This window comes from Mycoplasma zalophidermidis (genome assembly GCF_024742155.1).
Taxonomy (GTDB): Bacteria; Bacillota_I; Bacilli_A; order Mycoplasmatales; family Metamycoplasmataceae; genus Mycoplasmopsis; species Mycoplasmopsis zalophidermidis.
Window position 1 is genome coordinate 24,149 of the sequence record NZ_JANSFS010000006.1, and the last position, 21,711, is coordinate 45,859.

At 31.0% G+C, this 21,711-nt stretch carries 17 protein-coding genes, 1 tRNA gene and 1 riboswitch; of the genes, 11 read left to right on the forward strand and 7 right to left on the reverse strand.

Annotated features, from left to right (window positions below; all coding sequences use genetic code 4):
* Positions 1 to 100: 100 nt before the first annotated feature.
* The 6 genes from NW238_RS03315 to NW238_RS03340 are packed head-to-tail and all read right to left on the reverse strand — an operon-like array spanning position 101 to position 9,224.
* On the reverse strand, positions 101 to 577 hold the full coding sequence (locus NW238_RS03315) for a hypothetical protein (RefSeq protein WP_216505684.1): 477 nt from the start codon (positions 575 to 577) through the stop codon (positions 101 to 103).
* The gene (locus NW238_RS03320) at positions 577 to 2,973 is read right to left on the reverse strand and encodes an ATP-binding cassette domain-containing protein (RefSeq protein WP_216505685.1); all 2,397 of its coding nucleotides are present in this window, start codon (positions 2,971 to 2,973) and stop codon (positions 577 to 579) included. Before NW238_RS03320 ends, NW238_RS03315 begins: the two co-directional genes overlap by 1 nt.
* Complete coding sequence (locus tag NW238_RS03325) at positions 2,960 to 4,060, reverse strand: ABC transporter ATP-binding protein (RefSeq protein ID WP_216505686.1); 1,101 nt, start codon at positions 4,058 to 4,060, stop codon at positions 2,960 to 2,962. Before NW238_RS03325 ends, NW238_RS03320 begins: the two co-directional genes overlap by 14 nt.
* A 7-nt stretch (positions 4,061 to 4,067) precedes the next feature.
* A complete protein-coding gene (locus NW238_RS03330) occupies positions 4,068 to 5,336 on the reverse strand; it encodes an ABC transporter permease (protein ID WP_258451807.1) in 1,269 nt (422 codons plus the stop codon).
* A 1-nt stretch (position 5,337) separates the two neighbouring features.
* Entirely contained in the window at positions 5,338 to 6,414 is a 1,077-nt protein-coding gene (locus tag NW238_RS03335) for an ABC transporter permease (RefSeq protein WP_216505687.1), read from the reverse strand.
* A gap of 8 nt (positions 6,415 to 6,422) precedes the next feature.
* The gene (locus tag NW238_RS03340; RefSeq protein ID WP_216505688.1) at positions 6,423 to 9,224 is read right to left on the reverse strand and encodes an OppA family ABC transporter substrate-binding lipoprotein; all 2,802 of its coding nucleotides are present in this window, start codon (positions 9,222 to 9,224) and stop codon (positions 6,423 to 6,425) included.
* Between the two features lie 142 nt (positions 9,225 to 9,366).
* A riboswitch (Lysine riboswitch) is annotated at positions 9,367 to 9,533 on the reverse strand.
* A 314-nt stretch (positions 9,534 to 9,847) separates the two neighbouring features.
* Here NW238_RS03340 and NW238_RS03345 point away from each other — a divergent pair.
* Positions 9,848 to 10,720, forward strand: coding sequence for an MSC_0882 family membrane protein (locus tag NW238_RS03345; RefSeq protein ID WP_216505689.1), 873 nt, complete (start codon positions 9,848 to 9,850; stop codon positions 10,718 to 10,720).
* Between the two features lie 86 nt (positions 10,721 to 10,806).
* Here NW238_RS03345 and NW238_RS03350 read toward each other — a convergent pair.
* Positions 10,807 to 10,890 (reverse strand) — tRNA-Leu (locus NW238_RS03350).
* A gap of 102 nt (positions 10,891 to 10,992) precedes the next feature.
* Between NW238_RS03350 and NW238_RS03355 the strand changes: the two genes are divergently transcribed.
* From NW238_RS03355 to NW238_RS03400, 10 genes are all read left to right on the forward strand, one after another.
* Positions 10,993 to 11,889 (forward strand): nucleotidyltransferase, encoded by an 897-nt coding sequence (locus NW238_RS03355; RefSeq protein ID WP_216505690.1) that lies wholly within the window; start codon positions 10,993 to 10,995, stop codon positions 11,887 to 11,889.
* Positions 11,890 to 11,920: 31 nt separating this feature from the next.
* The gene (locus NW238_RS03360; RefSeq protein WP_216505691.1) at positions 11,921 to 12,151 is read left to right on the forward strand and encodes a hypothetical protein; all 231 of its coding nucleotides are present in this window, start codon (positions 11,921 to 11,923) and stop codon (positions 12,149 to 12,151) included.
* Between the two features lie 336 nt (positions 12,152 to 12,487).
* Positions 12,488 to 13,084: a translation initiation factor IF-3 gene (gene infC, locus NW238_RS03365; RefSeq protein ID WP_216505702.1), complete on the forward strand. Its 597-nt coding sequence runs from the start codon at positions 12,488 to 12,490 to the stop codon at positions 13,082 to 13,084.
* Between the two features lie 24 nt (positions 13,085 to 13,108).
* Positions 13,109 to 13,297 (forward strand): 50S ribosomal protein L35, encoded by a 189-nt coding sequence (gene rpmI, locus NW238_RS03370; protein WP_004419201.1) that lies wholly within the window; start codon positions 13,109 to 13,111, stop codon positions 13,295 to 13,297.
* Positions 13,298 to 13,333: 36 nt separating this feature from the next.
* The gene (gene rplT / locus NW238_RS03375) at positions 13,334 to 13,684 is read left to right on the forward strand and encodes a 50S ribosomal protein L20 (RefSeq protein ID WP_171111822.1); all 351 of its coding nucleotides are present in this window, start codon (positions 13,334 to 13,336) and stop codon (positions 13,682 to 13,684) included.
* Between the two features lie 311 nt (positions 13,685 to 13,995).
* Complete coding sequence (locus NW238_RS03380) at positions 13,996 to 15,327, forward strand: BMP family ABC transporter substrate-binding protein (protein ID WP_258451808.1); 1,332 nt, start codon at positions 13,996 to 13,998, stop codon at positions 15,325 to 15,327.
* Positions 15,327 to 17,225: an ABC transporter ATP-binding protein gene (locus tag NW238_RS03385; RefSeq protein ID WP_258451809.1), complete on the forward strand. Its 1,899-nt coding sequence runs from the start codon at positions 15,327 to 15,329 to the stop codon at positions 17,223 to 17,225. Before NW238_RS03380 ends, NW238_RS03385 begins: the two co-directional genes overlap by 1 nt.
* Positions 17,179 to 19,305, forward strand: a complete 2,127-nt coding sequence (locus NW238_RS03390) for an ABC transporter permease subunit (RefSeq protein WP_258451810.1) — start codon at positions 17,179 to 17,181, stop codon at positions 19,303 to 19,305. The genes NW238_RS03385 and NW238_RS03390 overlap by 47 nt, the downstream gene beginning before the upstream one ends.
* Entirely contained in the window at positions 19,289 to 20,248 is a 960-nt protein-coding gene (locus tag NW238_RS03395; RefSeq protein WP_258451812.1) for an ABC transporter permease, read from the forward strand. The genes NW238_RS03390 and NW238_RS03395 overlap by 17 nt, the downstream gene beginning before the upstream one ends.
* A 9-nt stretch (positions 20,249 to 20,257) precedes the next feature.
* Complete coding sequence (locus NW238_RS03400) at positions 20,258 to 21,676, forward strand: leucine-rich repeat domain-containing protein (protein WP_216505696.1); 1,419 nt, start codon at positions 20,258 to 20,260, stop codon at positions 21,674 to 21,676.
* Positions 21,677 to 21,711 lie beyond the last annotated feature (35 nt).

The following is a 21,711-nucleotide window of genomic DNA, read 5'->3' on the forward strand; positions in this document are numbered from 1 at the left end:
TCTGTGGTTAGTTTTTTTTATTGACTAATCTACACGTTTTCTGCTCAATAAGTAAAAAATCTAACCCTCAGGTTAGATTTTGATCAGTAACGGCTGATTATTATAAATAGGTTAACGAAATTGAGACTAATAATAATACTATTCCTAATATTACTAATAATCAAAATATAAAATTGTAATGTTTAACTTTCTCGTTTTGAGATTGTTTAGTTTTTAGTTGCTCTAGTTCATCACTAAGTACACGCAATTCAATACGTTGGTCGGTACTTAGTGAAGCATTCCTTTGCAACTTATTAATTTTTAACTGGAGTTTTGACTGGTTGCGGTTTTGACTAATTTTAACTAAACCAGAACCTAATCCAGCTTTGATAGATAGCGTAATAACTCCATAGCATAAATATAATAATCCAGTAGCTAAGAAAGCATCGCCAAATACGTATTTTAAATTTCCGTTATATTTATTTCCAAAATGTTGGGCAAGAACCACAGCAATAAATAGAGCTAATCCTAATACCAAAACTACTGAAAAATGGATGGTTTTAGTACGTTTAAATGATTCTTTAAAATAATTTTTCATTATTTAATTGTTTTGGCGTCCACTTGTTCTACTGAAAGATTAAATGCACTTGCTCATTCCTTTGCTTGTGCCTTAGTGCCGTAAATATAGTGGTCTTGTTCTACTTTGAACAGTTCAGGCACGTTAGGATATTGTTGTCCTTGTAAATAAGTTAATTCGAAATTAATATTTTCAAACTTCTCATTTGCATTTGAAATTTTAGGTATTGCTTTAAATAAGTTAATAGTGTAAGGGTGAACTGGTTTTTGATAAACTTTGTCAGTATCCCCACTTTCAACTATCTTACCATAGTGCATAATTTGTACTCTATCAGCAATATATTCAATCATTGATAAATCATGAGCAATAAAAATCATACCGATATTTTTCTTTTCACATAAATCTTTTAATAAATTAACAACCTGTGCTTGAATTGAAATATCTAACGAAGCAATTGGTTCATCTGCAACAATTACTTTTGGTTGTGTAATTAACGCACGGGCAATAACAATTCTTTGACGTTGTCCTCCAGAGAATTCGTGAGGATAACGATAAGCAAATTGTTTAAGTAATCCGACATCTTCTAGTGATTTATAGATTGTTGTCTTGATCAATAAGTTTCCAATCATAATTTTGGCAACAATGTTTCCAGATAATGTTTTTAAAATCTTAACAAATTTAGAGTCAACAGCGGTAGAAGTATCGATACCTAGCAATACCTTAATTGCCTTAATATCGCGGTTTAAATATTTAGCTTCAATTTCAAAAGATTTTAGAGTTGCAAGTTTTGTTTCAACCTTTGATTGATATAAACTTATTGATTTTTTAATTTCTAATAAATTCTCTTTAGATTCACCTTTTGCTTTAGCATCGTTCATATATGATTTTAATTCATTAATAAAACTACTATGAACCTTCATAACTTCAAGATTTGTAATAGTTTGCATATCTTTTAACAAATGATATTGTTTATCCGCTTCCTGAATTTTTTTATCAAGTTTAGCAATAGAAGCTTCGTGTTCAATCACATATTCAGCAAGCATTGCTTTATTAACTTCGACTGCTTTATCATAAGCAGCTTTAGCGTCCGCAATTTGTTGTGGAGTTGCAGTTTTTTGTTTATCAACCACGATAGATTTATTGGCTTGAATTTTATCTTTTAAATTAGTAATTTTTTTGTTAAATTCATTTAAATTATTTGCATTCAACTTCACGTGTTTCTCGAAATTAAAATAAAAATTATTTTCAATACATAATAGTATTTCTTTCTTAACTTCTGGCGTGTATTTGATATCTAATAAATATTTATTGAAGAAGTTTTTTGAGTAATCTTCTAATTCATTAATAACATCACGAACTTCAGTGTATTTAAGTTCTTTTAGACAAGATCTTAATTGTCTAGTAACCTTATTCAACTTTTTAGATAAATACTGATTTTTAATATTGTGAAGATACATATCTAGTTTTGTAGAAATTCATTTCGCATTTCTATATATGATTGCATCTTTATGATATTCAGTAATAAAGTTATCAAAAGTGTTTTTATTGGTTGCTTTTTCAAGCTTTCTATTTTTAACTAATTGTTTAATTTCACTCTGTCACACACGTATTTTTTGTTCCGCGTTGTATTGTTTTAGAGTCATTTTGGACAATTTGAGTGTTTTTAAATATTTTTCTTTAGCTAACTTTAATTCAGTTTCATCAAGTTCTAAATTAGAATTTCTAAAGTCCTGTTGTTTTTCAAAATAAAAACTCATTAGTTCATCAGTATTGCGGTATAAATTGTTAACAATTTGACTTTCCATATTTTGTTTCTCTTCTAAATATGAATAGTAGCTATTAAAATTATCCTCAAAACTTAGACTCTTATCAAATGTTCAGGTTTTAAATTTTTCAACCCAATCAGGGAAAAAGTCTTTAGCTAAAATGTTTATTGATTCAAGATTTTGCAATCTTAGTGTTTTATATTTATGTTGGAATGTATAGAAATACATTTCCTTGACATCAACTCAATCTTTAAAAATATCTTTAACTTGGTTTTTGACAATACCATTTACAATTAAAGGTTCTTTTAAAGTTGTGTATATATTCTTTTGACCGTTCAATGAAGCATGTGGGTCTTGGAATATCATTTGAATGTTTTTACGTAAAAATTTTGTTTGACTTCTTGAAATACGTTTACCACTGATAACTGAACCGTCTAACATTACAAATCCATTGAAATCGTCGTAAAGACGAAGCAATGAACGACCAACAGTTGTCTTTCCAGAACCAGATTCGCCAATTAAACCTACAATTTCACCTTCATGTAAGTCAAAACTTACATCATCAACAGCTTTATTAACAATACCACCATTGGTGAAATATTTTTTAAGACCTTGTATTTCCAAAATTGGTTTAGAATTATTTTTCTTCATCTTCAGTAAATACCTTTCTGAAACTTTCTAATCTAATTAATAAATCTTTAGGAAGTTCAACTTTTGGTGCGTCAGGGTGTAACAATCATGTTGCTGCTGCATGGCGTTTTTTCACCGGTAGCAAAGGGGGTTCTTTATGGAAATCAATTTCCAAAGCATATTCATTTCTAGGGGCAAACGGATCTCCAAGTGGTAAATTAGCCATGTCTGGAGGTGTTCCTTTAATCGAATATAATCGGTCTAGTGAGTTTTCAGGAATTGCTGATATAAGAGCTCATGTATAAGGGTGACGGGGGTCAGTAAAGATGTCTTTTCTAGTTCCTCTTTCAACGATTCTACCAGCATACATTACATAAATATAATCACAGAACTTAGCAACAACACTAATGTTATGACTAATTAAAATAATTGAAATATTCATTGTTTGACGTATACGTTCAAATAATGCTAGCACCGATGCTTGAACTGTTGGGTCTAATGCTGTTGTTGGTTCATCAGCAATAATTAGTTTTGGTTTTAAGGCAACAACCATAGTAATTACAACCCTTTGTTTCATTCCTCCTGACAAGGTATGAGGGTAACGGTCAAATATTTCTTCAGCGTTAGCGATACCAAATTCACTTAGTAAACCGATTAAATATTTACGTTTTTCAGTGTAAGGTTTAGTGCTTCATTCACTATTTAAGTCCAAAGCGTCTAATAATTGTTTTCCAATTTTACGGGTTGGGTTTAAAGATGTAAGGGGGTCTTGGGGAATGTAACCAATATAATGTCCCCTTATTCCCTGTCATTGTTTTTCGTTTGTTATTTTGGTTAAATCTAAATTGTCGATTTGCATTTTATCAGATACGAAGAATGCGCCTTCATTAACATTAATTAAAGCTTTTGAAGTCACTGATTTTCCTGAACCAGACTCACCAACTAAACCAACAATTTCACCTTTTTTAATTTTTAAATCAAGACCACGGACGATTCTAATAAAGTTTTTTCGTCCGTTTTTAAAGTCAACTCTTAAATTTTCCACATCCATAAGTAAGTCGTTTTCTAAAGGAAGAGTTTCAAGTGAAGTTAAATTATTTTTTTTCATGTTTCTCCTATCTCTTAACCTTAATTACTTTGGGATCTAAGGCATCATGTAAACCAACTGCGATAAATTGCAAGCTGATTGAAATACCCAACAATATCAGAGCTGGTAAGAATAATAACCAAGGATTTTCTTTCGATGATTCTAAATTATCAAGCATAAATTTACCAAGGTTTGCAGAATTATCATCTTTAAAGAATCCCAGGAAGGCTAATGAAGCAATCGAAAGAATTACAGAAGGAATTCTACGCACATAACTCATTGCAATTTTACCTAAAATTGCCGGTAATGCGTGTAAGAAGATTCTTCTTGATTCGCTTGCACCAATACTTTTGGCAGCCATAATGTATTCTTCGTCTTTAACAGTGATGATGAATAAACGTGTTACTCCAATAGGTCCAGTTCAACCAACAAATAGTAAACCAGCAATTAGAACTCAAGGATTTGTTCCTCAAATTGTAACAAATAGTAATAATCAAATAATTGAAGGCGGCGATGTGAATATTTCTATCACACGCATCATAAATGTGTCCAATCATTTACCGGCATTGAAACCTAAATATGCACCAACAAATACACCGATAATAATTTCCACTGTTGCAACAAATAAAGCAATTCAAATTGATTCTAAAGTTCCTTTTCAAACTGTTGTTCAAATGTCAGCACCATGAATATTAGTACCAAAATAAGTGTGTAATTTTGGTATTGAGTTAATTAATTCAGATAGTTTTTGGTCAGTAAGAACACTTGCTAGACTTCGATCTTGAGGCAATGATTTTTCTATATCTCTAATTTTTGCCCATAATTGAGCGCCTTCATAATAGTTGTAAGGGTCATAAGTAAGTGTTGATGGACTTGTTTTAGTGAAATTTACATAGTTTCTAAAATAAGGGCTGTATAAATCATTGTTTTTTCAAGTTTCGAGGTTGTTTATAATAGTTTGATCACTCGTTTCCTTTATACGACTGAACATTGGAGGTAATGATTCAATATTTCTAATTTTATCTTCAGAAGATCAACCAGCATCAATTCTCTGAACGCCTGGATAATCCGAAGTTACTGAAACAATTATTGAAATTAAAATAATTGCGACAAAGACTATAAAAGCAATTAATACGGCCGGGTTTGTAAAAAATCTTTTTAGTATTTCAACTAGTAAAATTTTAGGTTTACCAGCAATGTTATTACTGATTTTATCATCTTTAGAAATTTTAATTTTTTCTTGGAGTTCAGCACTAATTCCGTATTTTTTATTAAATTCAGTTGCGGATAAACTCATATTACTCACCTCCTTCCTTATTGATTGCAGCATTATTTTGCTTATTAAGCATCGTTTGATACTCTAATTTACGTTTCTTAGCAGCAGAAATAATATTGAATAAATTAATACCGCTACTTGCTTCATATTTAATTCTTGGGTCGATAAGTGGGTAAGAAATATCGACAATAACTTGTGTGAATAACCCTAATGTGGTGAAAAAGAAAATATTAAACATTACAATGTTAATTTCTCCCGCCGGGAATGAGTTTGCAATAATAGTTGCAGAACCTGGTATAAATCAGAATTTTTCAACAACAATAGATCCGGATAACAAAATTAAGTATGAAGGGATGATGATTGTTGCTAAAGGAATTGAGATATTTCTTAAAACATATTTTCTAAAAATAGCTCCGCCACTTAATCCTTTAGTTTTGGCGATTAATACATAATTAGAAGTCAATACCGTGACAACTTGATTACGTGAGTATAATGTGTAGCCAGCTAATGAACCAAGACTAACTACTGTTATGGCTGGAATTACTGATTTAATAGTCGCAGACCAGCCATCACCGATTTCAAATGGTGAAATGAATCTAATATCAAATCCAAGTTTTTGGAAAACGTTTAAAAACATAGGGGCTAAAATAAAACTTGGTACGGCAATAAACACGAATACAAAAGCGTTTATTAAGTTATCGATTCATGTACCACGTTTATATCCTGCTAAAACACCAATTAAAATTCCTAATGATGCCGAGATTATAAACGAAGGTAATGAAATTAAAATTGATCAACCTAATGGTCCAAAGAACAACTCTGGAATATTATTATAACCTTGCTGAGGTATATAAATTTCACCAAAATCACCCGAGAAAAATTTACTGAAATATGTTGCTATTTTAGTAAAAACAGGGATAGCTTTAAAAGCTTGAGATTTTGCTTCATATTGTTGTCTAAGCAAGTTATCTGTTTCATTAATTAATTTGATTTCATAAGGGTTTTTAATGAAAATTACAATTAGTGTGTATGAGAAAATTAGAATAATAAACAATGTAAGAATGGCAAGTGCCATTCTTTTAAATATATATTTAAACATTGTTTTTATTATTTGTTATTTTTTGTTTTCTCAACAACCACTTTTGTATCCATTGCTCATTGTGCTTCAGCGGCAGTAAATGGAATAATGTAATTTTTATTTGATAGCGAAGGAACAAAACCTGCAATAGAGGTGAATCTACTTTCAACTGGAACACCTAGATATACAGTAAATTCATTTAATAATTTAATGTTTTGTTCATTGGTTAAAGTTTTTACGTATTTGTTAAAGAATTTGGCTGTAATAGCCCCTCTTTCAGTGAAGACTTGTTTGTCATTAACAATCTTTAATTTTCCGTTTTCAATTGAACATTGTGTCCATTCGTCACGTAATGTAGTTAACTCCTCAGTTGATAATTTGGCAAGGTCTTCAACGTTGAATCTCACCTTGATTCTATTAGCTGATTGTTCTTCTTTAATAAATTTAACTAGAGCTTCTGACATTTTAACTAATTCTGGTAATGCTTTTTGTAAATTTGATTTAGTTTCTTTTGCTTTGACTTCAGTTGGTTGTAAACCCAAAATCATTAATGCAATATCAGCATTTGATACATTAACCATTCCATCAAATCCTGAACCAATTGAGTTAGTGTCATATCCTCAACCACCTATTGTATAAGGACTTCAGCCATGAATGTGATGACCTCAGAATTGAGTTAATTCATTTCCAGAATTAAATTTAACTGATTTAAAGTCCAAACGAGGGTCAAGATCATTGATTATTTGAGGCATTAATTTGTAAACCTGTTCAAATAAAACCGGGTTAAAATTAACTCATCTAAAGGCTTGTGTTCATGAAACTTTTTCATTTTGCTTGATTCCAGCCTCATCAAGCAATTTCTTCATTTCCTTCTTAACTTCTACAAAGTTTGGCGATTTAAAGGCTTCTAGTTCAGATTTAGCATCATTTTGTGCAGCGAAGAATTCTTGATATTCAACTGGTTTGCTTAATTTGTAATCAGTACCAATGAATGATAATTTATTAATATCTTTGTAACGAACACGTAGATAATTTTCTTGTTCGTGCCCATCAACATCATTACCGCCTATTTTTGCATCTAGTGCAAAAGCAGAAATATTCATTTTTTGTTTATGTGCACTTACTTTTTGAGCAATGCCTTCAAAATTAAATGCTGAAGTAATTAAACTTCTAAAGATTAAACCACGACCGGCAAATAAATTCATTAGTTTTTCTTCGCCTTTCACAGTACCTTTAATTAATTCTTTTCTATCTACACCATATAAAAGTTTAGAAAATGCGTCGTTAAATGTGACATTTTTTAGATATTCGTTTAAATCATCTTCATTATTTACATCAAAAGGAGCTGGTTTACCATCACTACCTTTACGTGTAGGACTTGTTTTAGGTACTGAAATATGTGGTAACATATTTCAGAATTGTTCGGCACCAATTTTACTTTTATTTAAAGTTTGATAATATTTAACTCCATATTTTTCAGGGTGTTTAGCAACATCTGTTGTATTGTTTGTTGGAATTAATGAATAAGGCAAACTAGTTAGACGACCTTTTTTAAAGTCATTTCATAATGCTTGTTTGAATTGTTCAGAATCACCGCTACCTTGATATCTTTGAATAATAGTTCTAACAGATGAATCACTATTTACTCAATCTTGATCTGCGTATTTAGTATTCATTACATATTTTTCTTCAGATGTTGATTTTGAATAACCTTCATAAATGTATGGGCCTGCATATAATGTGTATTCAGGGTCTATTCCATATCAATAAACACCAGCGATTGCTAATTTATTATCTTTTGGAAGCGATTTAACTAATTCAGACTCAAATTTAGCTTCAGTTGATTTTGATGTGATGTTTGGTAAGTTACCAGATTTGTTAACTTCGTCAATATATTCACTAGGAGCTGCATTAAATTCTTGTGAAGAAGCTAGGTTATCAATTAAATCAGCAAATTCAGCAGTTCCTTCAGTTGATTTTTTGTTAAATGTAACTTTATCATCTTCAAGGAATTTACTCTCGTCAAGAAAATCTTTTGATTCAATACCAAATAGTTCGTATAAATATTCGTTTGGATAACGGACTTTATTTGTAAAAAAACTTGAGTTAGGTACTAAAATTTTGTTCGTTGCAGCGTCTAATTTAGTAATTTTTTCTTTATCAACATTGTCTTCAGCAGCAAATTTCACTCTTTCACTTACACCTAATGAATAGGTTCTTAAGTACGAAACGTAAAAGTCTTTTGCAACAACTTCGTATTTAGTTTCTTCACCTTTTTTATCAACTCATTTAACACCTTTTTTAACTTCAATTTGAACTTTTTTGGCAGTTTTTAAAGCTTTGAAAAATTCTTTTGAGTTAATTGACTTAGGGTTTTTTGAATATCCTTGATAGATTGCATAGTTGTATGTTTTGCCGTTTTCTGGTTCGATATTAACATCGAAATCATCTTTGTCAAATTCTTGTTTGGTACCATTATTATCAGTAACAATAAATTTACCTGCAAGTTCTAATTTGTAACCTCATACAGAAGGGGCGACAATTTCATACTTATCATTACCCAAATTATTAATAACTGCATCATTTTTTGTTGTTTTTCTAATTAATAATGCTGCTAAGTTTTCTTCGTTACGATTTGATCAACCACCATATGAGTTAGATCTATCAGTGTGGTAAGCCGATTCAGAATAAACACTATTAATTGCTGTTCTAGTTGCTCTCGCCTTGACATATTGATTATCTGTCTGTGAACATGACGCAGCTATTGTCACTAATGGTAGTGACGATGATAACGTCAGGGGTGCGAGAAGTAATTTTGTTTTTAATTTCATATTTTTTTCCTTTCGCGAAAACATTTAATTGTTTTTTCATGCTTAGTATTCGTTATGTTTTTTTGACTTGCCGTCTGAAAATAAAAATTTTGTAAGACTCTAGCCCTAGTCTTACAAAATAATAAAATGTATTTATTAAGATGTAGACTATAGCTCCAATGGAATTTTCCAAAGAACAACAAACTGTTATGCATTGTTGCCATTGATTTCTGTGCCCAGATAATCAATTCGGCTTCCTTACCCTTTTAATAGTTTCATTGCACGCCTGCTCAACTATTTACTAATGTAGGAAGCTCCTCTATAGTTTTTCAAAAAAGCAGGTGTTTTTACCTGCTTTTACATAAATTTTTATCTTAAATTCATTTCACAGGTATTAATTCAAAATCGAAATAGCTCAAAATGCCATTCCATTAATATTTTTAATACGTGAAAATAAATTTGTTTTTAACATAACGCAATAATTATAAACACTAAAAGATAAAGACGAAAAAATTTTTTTTACTTTTTTATCTGAAATCAGCTCCAAAACTGTCAAAAAAGTAGAAATTTCCACATTTTATGGAACAAGTTTGTATTCAAAATAAAGAATATATAATATTATAGAAACTGAAAGGTAACAAAATATGAAGTGAAAACCGATAAACGATACATCCACAATTGAAATAGTTAAATCTAGTAATGACCAAAATCTGGAAGGAAAAATTGTAAGAGATCCTAAAAATCAAATCTCTCCTAGACCATTTAGAGTCATAAGAACAGAAAAAAACATCAAAACAATCAACATGACAATTTGTTTTACAATCATGACGGCCGCAATTATATTTTTTGTGTTAGCTTATTTAAAAGTAGGACCTTTTGTCGAAAGCTACTGGGGTTATCTAATCGCCTTTGGAATTACAGCTGGAATATTTTTAGCACTCGGTATTAAAAATATGATTGAAAATATTCAATGGTCTAACACTGTTAAGCGTTATCGTGAGGCATTAGAATTGGGTGACAAAACAAGCTCAAATACTTTCCATTTAGCCTACCGTAGAATAGTGCTCAAAGGTGTAGACTTAACATGATGTTTGATATTTGTGCTTACTTACTTAGGTTTAGTTACAGCTATTGTGTACGGAATTTATTCAAAAGGTATAACAGAAATTAATTACGAACCAACTTTCAAACTAAAGCTTAATTGAAAAGAAATTCTTGATAACGGGTTTGGAAATACACCTCTATTTTGCCTAATAAGCACAATTGTAATGGCACTATTAATTGGCTTCTATGTCACAATGAAATTGATCGATAAAAAACGACTAGCGGATTTGGGTGATTTTTTAGGAGAAAGAAGTGTCGATATTCACGAACAAATAGAAAATTCTCGTCGTGATCGTAACAAGTTATGAATGAGAGCTTATTTGGTAATTGTGTTTTTAACAATATTACTACCGTTGGCTTTATTAACTGTGGCAATTTGAAGAATGATAGTTAAACGCAAGAAACAACTTTAATTCCAACCGACAATAATGTCGGTTTTTTATTGACAAAAAACAATAAAAATTGCAACATCTTAGTTGCAATTTGGTCACAATTGATATGGTACCCAAGACAGGACTTGAACCTGCACGGATTTCTCCAGTAGATTTTGAGTCTACGGTGTCTACCATTCCACCACTTGGGCATAATTTCGTAATTATTATAATTAATTTTTTTATAATAATAACAAAATATATAAATTTCTTGATGCTGATCAATTAACTTGTATTTCTAATAGGAGGCGACAATGGCAATAGGTATCGTGGCAGAATATAATCCTTTTCACAATGGACATATTAGACAAATTAATTGAATAAAACAGAATTTTCCAAACGAAAAAATAATTGTTATTATGAGTGATAAATTTTCACAACGAGGTGAATATACAATCACGAGTTTTAATAATAGGAAAAAAATTGCTAAAAAATACGGTATTAATAAAGTTCTCAAATTAACTTTTAAAGAAACAGTTCAAGCAGCACACATCTTTGCCCATAACGCAATCGAAAAACTGTATAGAGCGGGAGTCAATAAAATTGTCTTCGGTTCAGAAACAAACAATCCAGATCGCATGATAAGAGTAGCTAAATTTTTGAAAAATAACATCGATGAATTTAATCATGTTATTAGACACTATATCAAGAAAGAAAAACTTGCTTATCCAAAAGCTTTTGCTTCTGCTTTAATAGAATTAACTGGCGAAAATTTTGATATGCCAAATGATATTCTAGGTTTTGAATATGTTAAATCAATAGTAAATAATAATTACAATATTGAAATTTTTACAATCGAACGAAATATTCCTTTTCATTCGCAACTAACAAATCAAAACTTTGCTTCAGCCTCACTTTTACGAACTAAATTAAAAAATAACGAAGATATTTCTAACTACTCACCGATGAAAATATCTCATCCGCGTTTTATAGAAAAAGACTATAAAAAATTCATTAATATTTTAACTAAAACCCCTATAAATAAATTGAGAAAAATTAAATTAATTAGCGAAGGTATTGAGAATTTATTACTGAAGAATTCTCACTTGAAAACCTATGATGAATTTGTCGATGCATGCGTTTCAAAACGTTACACTTCAAGTAGAATCAAAAGAATAATCGCCTGAATATTATGTAAAAAATGAAAATAAAGTTAAAATTAAAGACATTAGGAGGAACATTATGGAAATCTTATTACACGATGAAACAAATACTAAAAAAGCTATTGCTCGTTTAGAAAGAGAACTGGATGATATTTGAGAACAAGGCGAAAATGGCGCCGATGTAATCATGAACCTAGATGATCAAAACATGTGAAATGCTGTCATTAAATATCTAGATGAACATAAAGAAGAATTTAGTTATCAAGTAAACGAACAAAAAGCAATTATTAATGTAGAATTTGTTCTTTAAAAAGATTAAATTAATAATTTGAATGGCCTTTGTGCCATTTTATTTCACTTTTTATGATGCAAATAAACAAAACAAAGAGAAAATAAAGAACAAATTTAATTTAATTATTAATTAATAAGTTTATGGTAAAATGAATAAGCAATATTTAATTGCAGAAAGTAGATTACATCTCACCTGATGGCCATAGCCTTGGGTTTCTAGCTACAATTAAAATCTTTTTTAAGATGTAGTTTAGAAAGTGGAGATACCACTTTTATTTTAATTTTAATTATCTATTATAAAGGAGTTATTATTCAACCAACAAATACTAGAAACAAAAAACCTGCAGCAGAACACATGATAAATTCAAACATCCCTTTTTCAAAAGTCTTTTTAATCGGACCCGAAGGGGATAAAATAGGGGTCAAGCCTACACGAGAAGCTATTGAAATTGCTCGTGAATACGGAATGGACTTAGTGCTAATAAGTGTTGAGCCAAAACCTATTGCTAGAATATTGGATTACGGAAAATTCAAGTATGAAAGAAAGAAAAAGCAAAAAGCTGCTAAGGAAAAACAAACAATTATTCAAAATCGTCAAATCAGATTAACAGTTATGATAGGGGACCATGATTTACAAGTGAAAGCTCGTAAAGCGAGAGAATTCTTGCTAGATGGTGACCGTCTAAAGGTTAGTTTAAAATATCGTGGACGTGAAATGGCTCGTCCAGAATTAGGTTATGACACAATGAATAGATTCTTCCAATTATTGGAGGACATTGCTGAAATTACCAAAGAGGCGACGTTAGTGAATAATAGATTTCTTGATCTATACCTACAACCAAATAAAGTTAAGGTTGCTAAATATAAGAAAGAGAATAATATAGTAGATAAGAACACTACACAAGATCAAAATGATGATTCTGACGACGAAGAATTCGACGATGAAAAATAATTTTGATTAATTTAAGGAGTAATTATGCCTAAAATGAAGACAAAAAGTGCTCTTAAAAAACGTATCAAAATTACAGGTACAGGAAAAGTTTTAAGAGAACAAGCTTACCGTTCACACCTAGCCCAAAATAAAACTACAAAACAAAAACGTCAAGCACGTAAATCTGTTCAAATGCACGCATCTGACATCAAAAGATTCAAAGGGTTATTTTAATTAACCTTACATTCAATAATATAGAAAGAGGAAACTATGAGAGTTAAAGGCGGAACAGTTACTAGAGCTAGAAGAAAAAAATGACTAAAACTAGCCAAAGGATATTTTGGACACAAATCAATAGGTTATAAAGTTGCTAAACAAGCAGTTGTTAAATCATGAACATACGCATTTAGAGACCGTAAACAAGTTAAACGTAACTTTAGAAAATTATGAATAGCGCGTATCAATGCTGCTACTAGAGCAGAAGGAGTTACATATTCACAATTCATTAACGGACTTAAAAAAGCAAATATTACAATTAACAGAAAAATGCTTTCAGAATTAGCTATCAACGAACCTAAAGTATTTTCAAACCTAGTTGAAATTTCAAGAAACGGTAAATAATTATTTAACTCAGCAATGCTGAGTTTTTTTATATAATCGTTGAAAAAAAATCGTAAAAATTATAAAAATTTCCACATTTTTATCTTTTCTTAAACTTTATAATAAATATATTAATTAAAATTTTAAGAATAATAATACACAAAAATTAACTTTTTGGTAAAACTGGAAATTTTACCATATTCAAATGTGGTAAAGTTTCTGGAATAAGAATATTATTATACATAAATATATAATATAGATAGATAAACATAAAAAGTTTATTCAAGCGGTTTAACAATAAACTCGCTTCGCATATTTAGGAGGCAAAAAATATGAAAAATAAATTACTTTTAGGACTAGGAGCTGTATCGGCGCTTGGTACACTTCCTATGGTTGCTGCTGCATGTAGCAACGATAAAGGTGGAGTAATTGATGGTGTTACTGTAAAACACCTAAATTTTACTCACCCTAAAAGACCAACAGTCCCAGTTACAAAAATTACTTTGAACAAGGAATTTGGTATCACCGAAGGGCAAAAAATGAAAAGCATCGTGATGATTAACGATGGTGGAGACATCAACGATAAATCATTCAACCAATCAGCATGAGAAGGTTTATTAACTTTTGCTGATAAACAAAATGGTGTAAGTTCAAACGAATATACTGTTCTTGAAGTTAAAGAAGGAAAATATGAACAAGCATATAGAGAAGCTTTAGATAGTAAGTACCAAGTATGATTACTACCCGGGTTCCTACATCAACAAAATGTTTCAGCTTTCTTACAAAAACCTGAAAACGCCAAAAAATTTAAAGAATTGGGAATTGTTTTAATTGGTGCAGACTATACATCATTAGATAATGTTAAAGACTTAGAAGGACACGCAATATTCCAAGATTTCAAAACTAAAGAAGCTGCTTTCGTTGCGGGATATGCCGCTGCTAAATTCTTATCTACAGAAAAAGAATATAAAGATAGATCGTTTGCTACTTTAGGTGGTGGTGCCTTCCCTGGAGTTACTGACTTTAACGAAGGATTTATGAAGGGTATCTTATACTGAAACGACAAGCAAGAAAATGATTCAACCAAAATACATACCACTACAAAAGCTGTTGATTTAGGTTCAGGTTTCGACCAAGATCAAACAAACACCGCTTCTGTTGATGCTATGCTATCAACCGACCCTAAAATGGTTATGGCTGTAGCTGGTCAAACTACATTCCAAGTAACAAAACATGAAAAATTTAATGGTAAAGGAAAATACATTGTTGGTGTTGATGTTGACCAAGCATTAACCGCTTCAAGCGAACAACAAACATACTTTACTTCAATTGTTAAAAATATTGGACAATCTACATATGACGCGGTTTCAGCACTTGCGTTAGGCAAAAATGTTGAAGGACTTGAAATTGATAAAAAAGATTCAATCATGAGCCATGGTTATGACAAAGGTTGAGTAGGAGTTTCAAAAACTCACATTGAAGGTGACAAACAAATTCTTGCCCAACAAGCTCTAGATGAAGCCGAAAACTTATTCAAATCTTTAGATCAAGAAACATTAAATTGATTACATTCTTCAAAAGCTACTAAAGATGGTGTAGAAATTGAAAACATTCAACAACGCATGAATGATCTTAATGCCGCTTTAATAATTAAAAATAAATAATGAATGCTGTTGAATTCATTAACGTAACTAAAAAATTCCCCGGAATTACCGCTAATGACAGTGTTTCTTTTGCAGTTAAAAAAGGAACAATTCACGCATTAATTGGTGAAAACGGAGCTGGTAAAAGTACTTTGATGTCAATCTTGTTTGGTCTTTACGAACAAACAAGCGGAGAAATCCTTATAAACGGCAACAAAGTGCTTTTTTCTGGACCAAACGATGCGAACGAAATGGGTATCGGAATGGTTCACCAACACTTCAAATTAGTTGACGTATATACAAACCTAGATAACATAATCCTTGGTGAGGAGTGAACAAAAAATGCTGGTGTCTTAAATAGAGACATCGCTATTAAAAAAATAAAAGCACTCCAAAATACATACAAATTGCACTTTGATTTATTCCAAAAATCTGGAGATGCAACTGTTTCAACTCAACAAAAAGTTGAAATCATGAAAATGCTTTATCGCGGAAATGACATTTTGGTTTTCGACGAACCAACGGCCGTTTTAACCGATGAAGAAATTCAAGGGTTATTGCACTCATTTGAAATATTTAAAAAAGCAGGCAAAACAATAATTTTTATTTCTCACAAATTAAAAGAAATCGAACAAGTCGCCGACACTGCAACTGTTTTACGTTTGGGAAAAGTTGCCGGAAACTTTGTCTTAAAAGATACAACCATGGATCAAATTATTAGAGCAATGGTTGGTAGCGATGTTGTTGAAGTTAAAAATGACATACCATGTGAGAAAAAAGAAGTTGTGTTTTCTTTAAAAAACATAACAACAACCAAGTTAAATAAAAACTTAAAAAACATTTCTTTCGATGTTCACGCCGGTGAAATCTTCGCAATAGCAGGGGTTGCTGGAAATGGACAAGAAGAATTGGAATACATCTGTGGTGGTGTTGAACTACCACATAAAGGTTCCGTTCACTTAAAAGTATTTAACAACACTACAAACGAATATGAATTTAAAGATATTACAAAAAGTGGTGCGTGAGATAGAAGCAAACAGCATGTTGCCTACATCCCAGCCGATAGACACCACCACGGTGTAATTCTTGATTTCACAATTCAAGAAAACTCGGTAATTAGAAGACTTTGAGACAAAGAATTCGTAAAAGGCGGAGTATTCAAAACTAAAACTATCAAAGAATTTACTAATGAAATTATTGAAAAATACGATGTTAGAAGTTCACAAGGCGCTAAAAGTATCGCACGTTCACTTTCTGGTGGTAACCAACAAAAATTCATCGTTGGACGTGAAATGATGTTTGAACATGATTTCATCATTATTGTGCAACCTACACGTGGTATGGATATTGGTGCAATTACTAATATTCATACTCAAATCTTGAATGAAAAAGCAAAAGGTAAAGCAATTTTGCTGATTTCATATGAATTAGACGAAGTATTGGCACTAGCAGATACAATTGCTGTTATTAATGAAGGTAAAATTCTTTCAATTAACGATGCTAAATCTTCATCTCGTGAAGAAATTGGTAAATACATGTCATCAAGTACACAAAACGAACAAGATTCATGATTTAATCCAAATGATATCGAAGATTCTAAAGATAGTTACATTACATATCTAAATAAAAAATATGCTAAATTAATTGAAAAAGCGTTATTAGACAAAACTTCAATTAAATCAAGTTTATACATTGCTCAACACTCTAAAGTTGTTGATAAATCAACATTGGTCGAACTTAAAAATAACTATAAATTAGCTTCGGAAAATCACAAAGCTATCATCAAACAAAGAAAACATGAATTGAGTGAAGCTAAATCTTCATTTGAACAAATTTATAAAGACTTTAAAAATAGAAAGGAGGGAGCAGTAAATGATAAAACGCAAAAACGTTATGATTGAAGCATTCAGCAAGATTAGTGAAAAAATGAGTTCATTTGTCAAAATGGACAAAACAAAATCAACTGGTCGCAAGGTTGCTTCTTCTCTTTGAGCTTTGTTTTTTGGGATAGTGCTTTCATTAGTTTATATCTTTCTAAAAACATCATTGCTTGAACACAGAATTATTAACCCATTCGCAATCTTTACTAATGTTGTTGATAGTTTAAAATCACCAAGTAACAAAGAAGTTATTTTAAACTACTTATTGATTTTCGGCTTCTCCTCATTAGCTTGTGCAATCAGCTTTAAGGCCGGACTATTCAACATTGGTATTCCAGGTCAAATGATGATTACCGGTGCAACCTCATTTGGTATTTTTATCAAACTAGGTTACACATCATATACCTCTATTCCAGTATGATTACTATTATTAGCTCTAGTCTTTTCTATGATTTTTGCTTTTATAGCAGGTCTAATAGCAGGAGTTTTGAAAGCATATTTAAATGTGCATGAAGTTATTTCAACTATTATGATCAACTGAATTATTGTTGGTATTGCAATGGTTTGTTTCCAACAAAAATCTGCAAATGTTATTTGACCAGAATTCAGTTTAAACCAAATATCATATTACTTTAATGATGTTAACACAGGTACTAACCCAGGTATAGTTGGTATCAGTCAAGAAGTTAAAAAAGCATTTTCGATTGCTGGTCTAGTAATCTTATTAGTGTTAGTAATTGCTGTTGCCTTTGTCTTCAGTTTTACAAGCTTAGGTTACAAAATTAGAATGCAGGGTATGTCTAAATCAAATGGTAAATACATGGGGGTTAATGATAAAAAATTAACAATGTTAGTTTTAGCTTTCTCAGCCATGATTGCCGGAGTCGCAGGATTCTTTAACTATGTTTTGGGTTTATCAGCAAGATTTGACTCAGTTACCCAACCTCTTAACTTAGGTTTTGAATGTATCGCAATTAGTTTATTAGCTTTAAACTCTCCAATTGGTATCATCTTTACATCATTATTCTATACAGCACTATATACAGCGAACTACAAATTGCAAAAAGCTCCTCTATACCTAAAACCAGACGATGTTCAAGTTATTACATCAATGATTCTATACTTAGCAGCTACTGCAATAATGTTTACCCAATTCAAACCAATTGTGTACTTTAGGGGAAAATTCGCATTGTTGAGCGACCCTAGATATAAAGCTTATTCTAAATTGAAACGTTATAATATAGCTATTGCTAAATTAAATGCAAGAAATAAAACTCAAAATCACAACGCAAGATACACAGTATCAACCAAAAACGCTGACAAAACAATTGCTAAATTGAATTTAATTAATCAAAAATATCTTGAAGATATTGCGAAATTAGAATCAAAAATTGTAATTGCCAAATTTGAACTTCAACAAGCTCAAAAACTTAATGATTTAATTAATCAAAAACATGCAGAAAAAATGGCAAATTACAGTCAATTGAATTCAGCAATCCTTGACGCTCAAAATGTCTACTATAATAAACTAGAAGATTTAAATAATCCAGAACTAAATTACTCTAAAGATGAAATTAAATTACAAGCGTCAGCAGTAAAAGTTGCTTTAAAAGAACAAATCAAATCTCTTAAAGCTCAATATGTATCACCAAATTACAATAGCGAACTTAAACAACTACGTAACGAAAATAAAGCCTTAGTTGCAGAATTTACAAAAAATGAAAATGAAGCATTAAATCAACGTTTATCTACAATTAAAGCTGATGAAATTAATTGAGAAATTAATGAAGTTTCAAATAAAAATAAAGTTTCATTATTAAATCGCGAATTCGTGAAATTACAAGATAAATATCTTGCTGACGCAATGAACTATAAAAATACCGATGAGCAAACTTTGGTTCATTTTGAACAAATTAACTTGAAAAAATATGAATTAATTAATCAAATGAAAGAATTAGGTAAAACAGGTAAATTTGCTATTAGTCAACAAAGAACTGCTGATTTAAAATCTATTTACGCCGAATATGCTCCAATTTTTGCCGACATTATTGATCAAAGATTACGCATGGCACTGGAAACACTAAAGAAAAAGGAGGTACAAGATGGCCTTAACACTTAATGTTTATTCATCACTAATTCTATTCTTTTGTATCTTTACTCTTGGCGGAATCAGCGGTCTATTCTGTGAAAAAGTAGGTATTGTTAACATTGGTATTAACGGGATGATGGTTATTGGGGCCGCTAGCTATTTAGCATTCAGTGATACACTGGCCACAGCACTAGTTAAACACCCAAATATTGCAAATAGTGGTTGATGACAAATCTTAGGAACAATTTTTGCTGCATTATTCGCATCATTATTCTCTCTACTTCACGGATTTGCAACAATTAAACTAAAAAGCGAACACACAATTTCAGGTTTTGCAATTAACTTACTAGCTTTTGGTATTTCAATCATCTTGCTAGAAATTCACGGACACGGAAATAAAAAACCTATTTTAAACATTGCTGAACTACAATACTCAGTTGAATTGGTTAAAAACAGTACTTTAAGTTTAGAAATTATTTCTTGAAAACTTGTAATTACAGTAATTATTATTGCGGTTGCAGCCTTTGCTTTATACAAAACCAAATGAGGTTTAAGATTTAGAAGTATTGGTGAAAATCCACAAGCAGCCGATGTTGCTGGTATTAATGTTTACAAATATAAATGACAAGGTGTTGCAATCTCTGGCGCTATAGCCGGTGTTGCGGGTGCAATCTTCTCACAAGCTTACGGAATCTCATTCAATGGTGATGTTAGAGGGTATGGTTATCTAGCCTTAGCGATTATGATTATGGGTCAATGGAACATTTTCTTAGTATGTATAATTGCCTTCGTCTTCTCATTCTTATATGGACTTTCAAATGCTTCAGGAGCCTTTATTCCTAGTCTAAAACCTTACGCATCATTATTACAAATTACACCATACTTACTATCATTATTAGTAATCATGGTTACAGCCAGAAAATCACACGCACCTGCTGCTTCAGGATTACCTTACGACAAGTCGGTGCGTTAAGGAGCTAAAATGAAATTTAAAAAACTATTATCATTAAGCGCAATCTCATTAACTACCTTAACACCTCTGGCTACGCTTTCATGTAATCTATACGAAGATATTGATGGTGATACTTATATTCAACTAAGAAACTCTGAACAAAAAGTATTAATTATTGATGATAAAATCACTAAAATTAGAAATTCAGCACTAATTTTCAAACACAAATTGGAAGAATTTAAATCTAATAATATAACTGATTTACCCAAAAATTTATTCCATTTCAATGACATCGCATTGAAAAACCTTAAAGCAGTTACTGTGAACTCAACAACCTCAATTGATGACAATACTTTTGCCAACTTGACGGGACTAGTAACTGTTAACGCACCAAAAGTAACCAAAATTGGTGAAGGTGCTTTCAAAAATGCTCAGAAATTAAATACTCTTAATTTAGGCGTATTAACAGCTATTAGCAAGGAATCATTTGCTGACACTGAGAATTTAAAAACATTACCTCAATTTGCTAATTCAATTACAACCTTGCCACAGTCTGTATTTGTTGGTAGCGGTATTGAATCATTCAACAATGACAACATCACCAAAGTTGAAAAATCAGCATTTTATAACTCAAGTATCAAAACCTTAACACTTAAAAATGTTCAAGAAATCGGCGAAAACGCCTTAGCAGCACCAAACTTAGAAAAAATTGAAATTTCACCAAACGCTAAACTACACCCACTAGCTTTTGGTTCAAAACTAAAATCAATGCCAAGCAAAATGTTTGATGCTAACGGTTTCTTAATTTATAACGAAACCTTATATGGTTTTGATTTGGCTAAATACAAAACAGCAAATCCTCATGCTACTGAAATTGTTTTACCAGACAATGTTAAAACAATTTCAGGTAAAGTTTTCGAAAAGAAAAACACTGGCGATTTCAAAACAATTAAAGCTAACCATGTTACAACAGTTTCAACAAATGCGTTTAGCTCAAATTCAACTATTGAATCAATAATATTACCAGAAGCTATCAAAGTTGAAACTGATGCTTTTGCTAAAATCAACAAACTTAAAACTCTAACATTAAATGCTAATTGTGAATTTGATATTACACCTTTTGGTAAAACATCATTACCACAAGGATTATTCAATCAACAAGGACTATTGATTGTTAACTCAACTTTATTCAGTGTTAAGTTAGACGAAGCTGCTTTAACAACCGATACATTAACATTGCCAGAATCAATCACAAAAATTCATTCATATGCTTTTGGAGATAAAATTAAAAAGATTACTACCTTATCAGCTAACTCAGTTACTTATGTTGCTGCCAAAGCTTTCAGCGGTAATAAATCAATCACTAAAGTAACTTTTGCTCCAAACGCGCAAATTGATGAACATGCTTACGATTCTTCCGCATTAGCCAATAAAAACAAAAAGAAATAATCTCGCATAGCGAGATTATTTCTTTCATCGCCGCT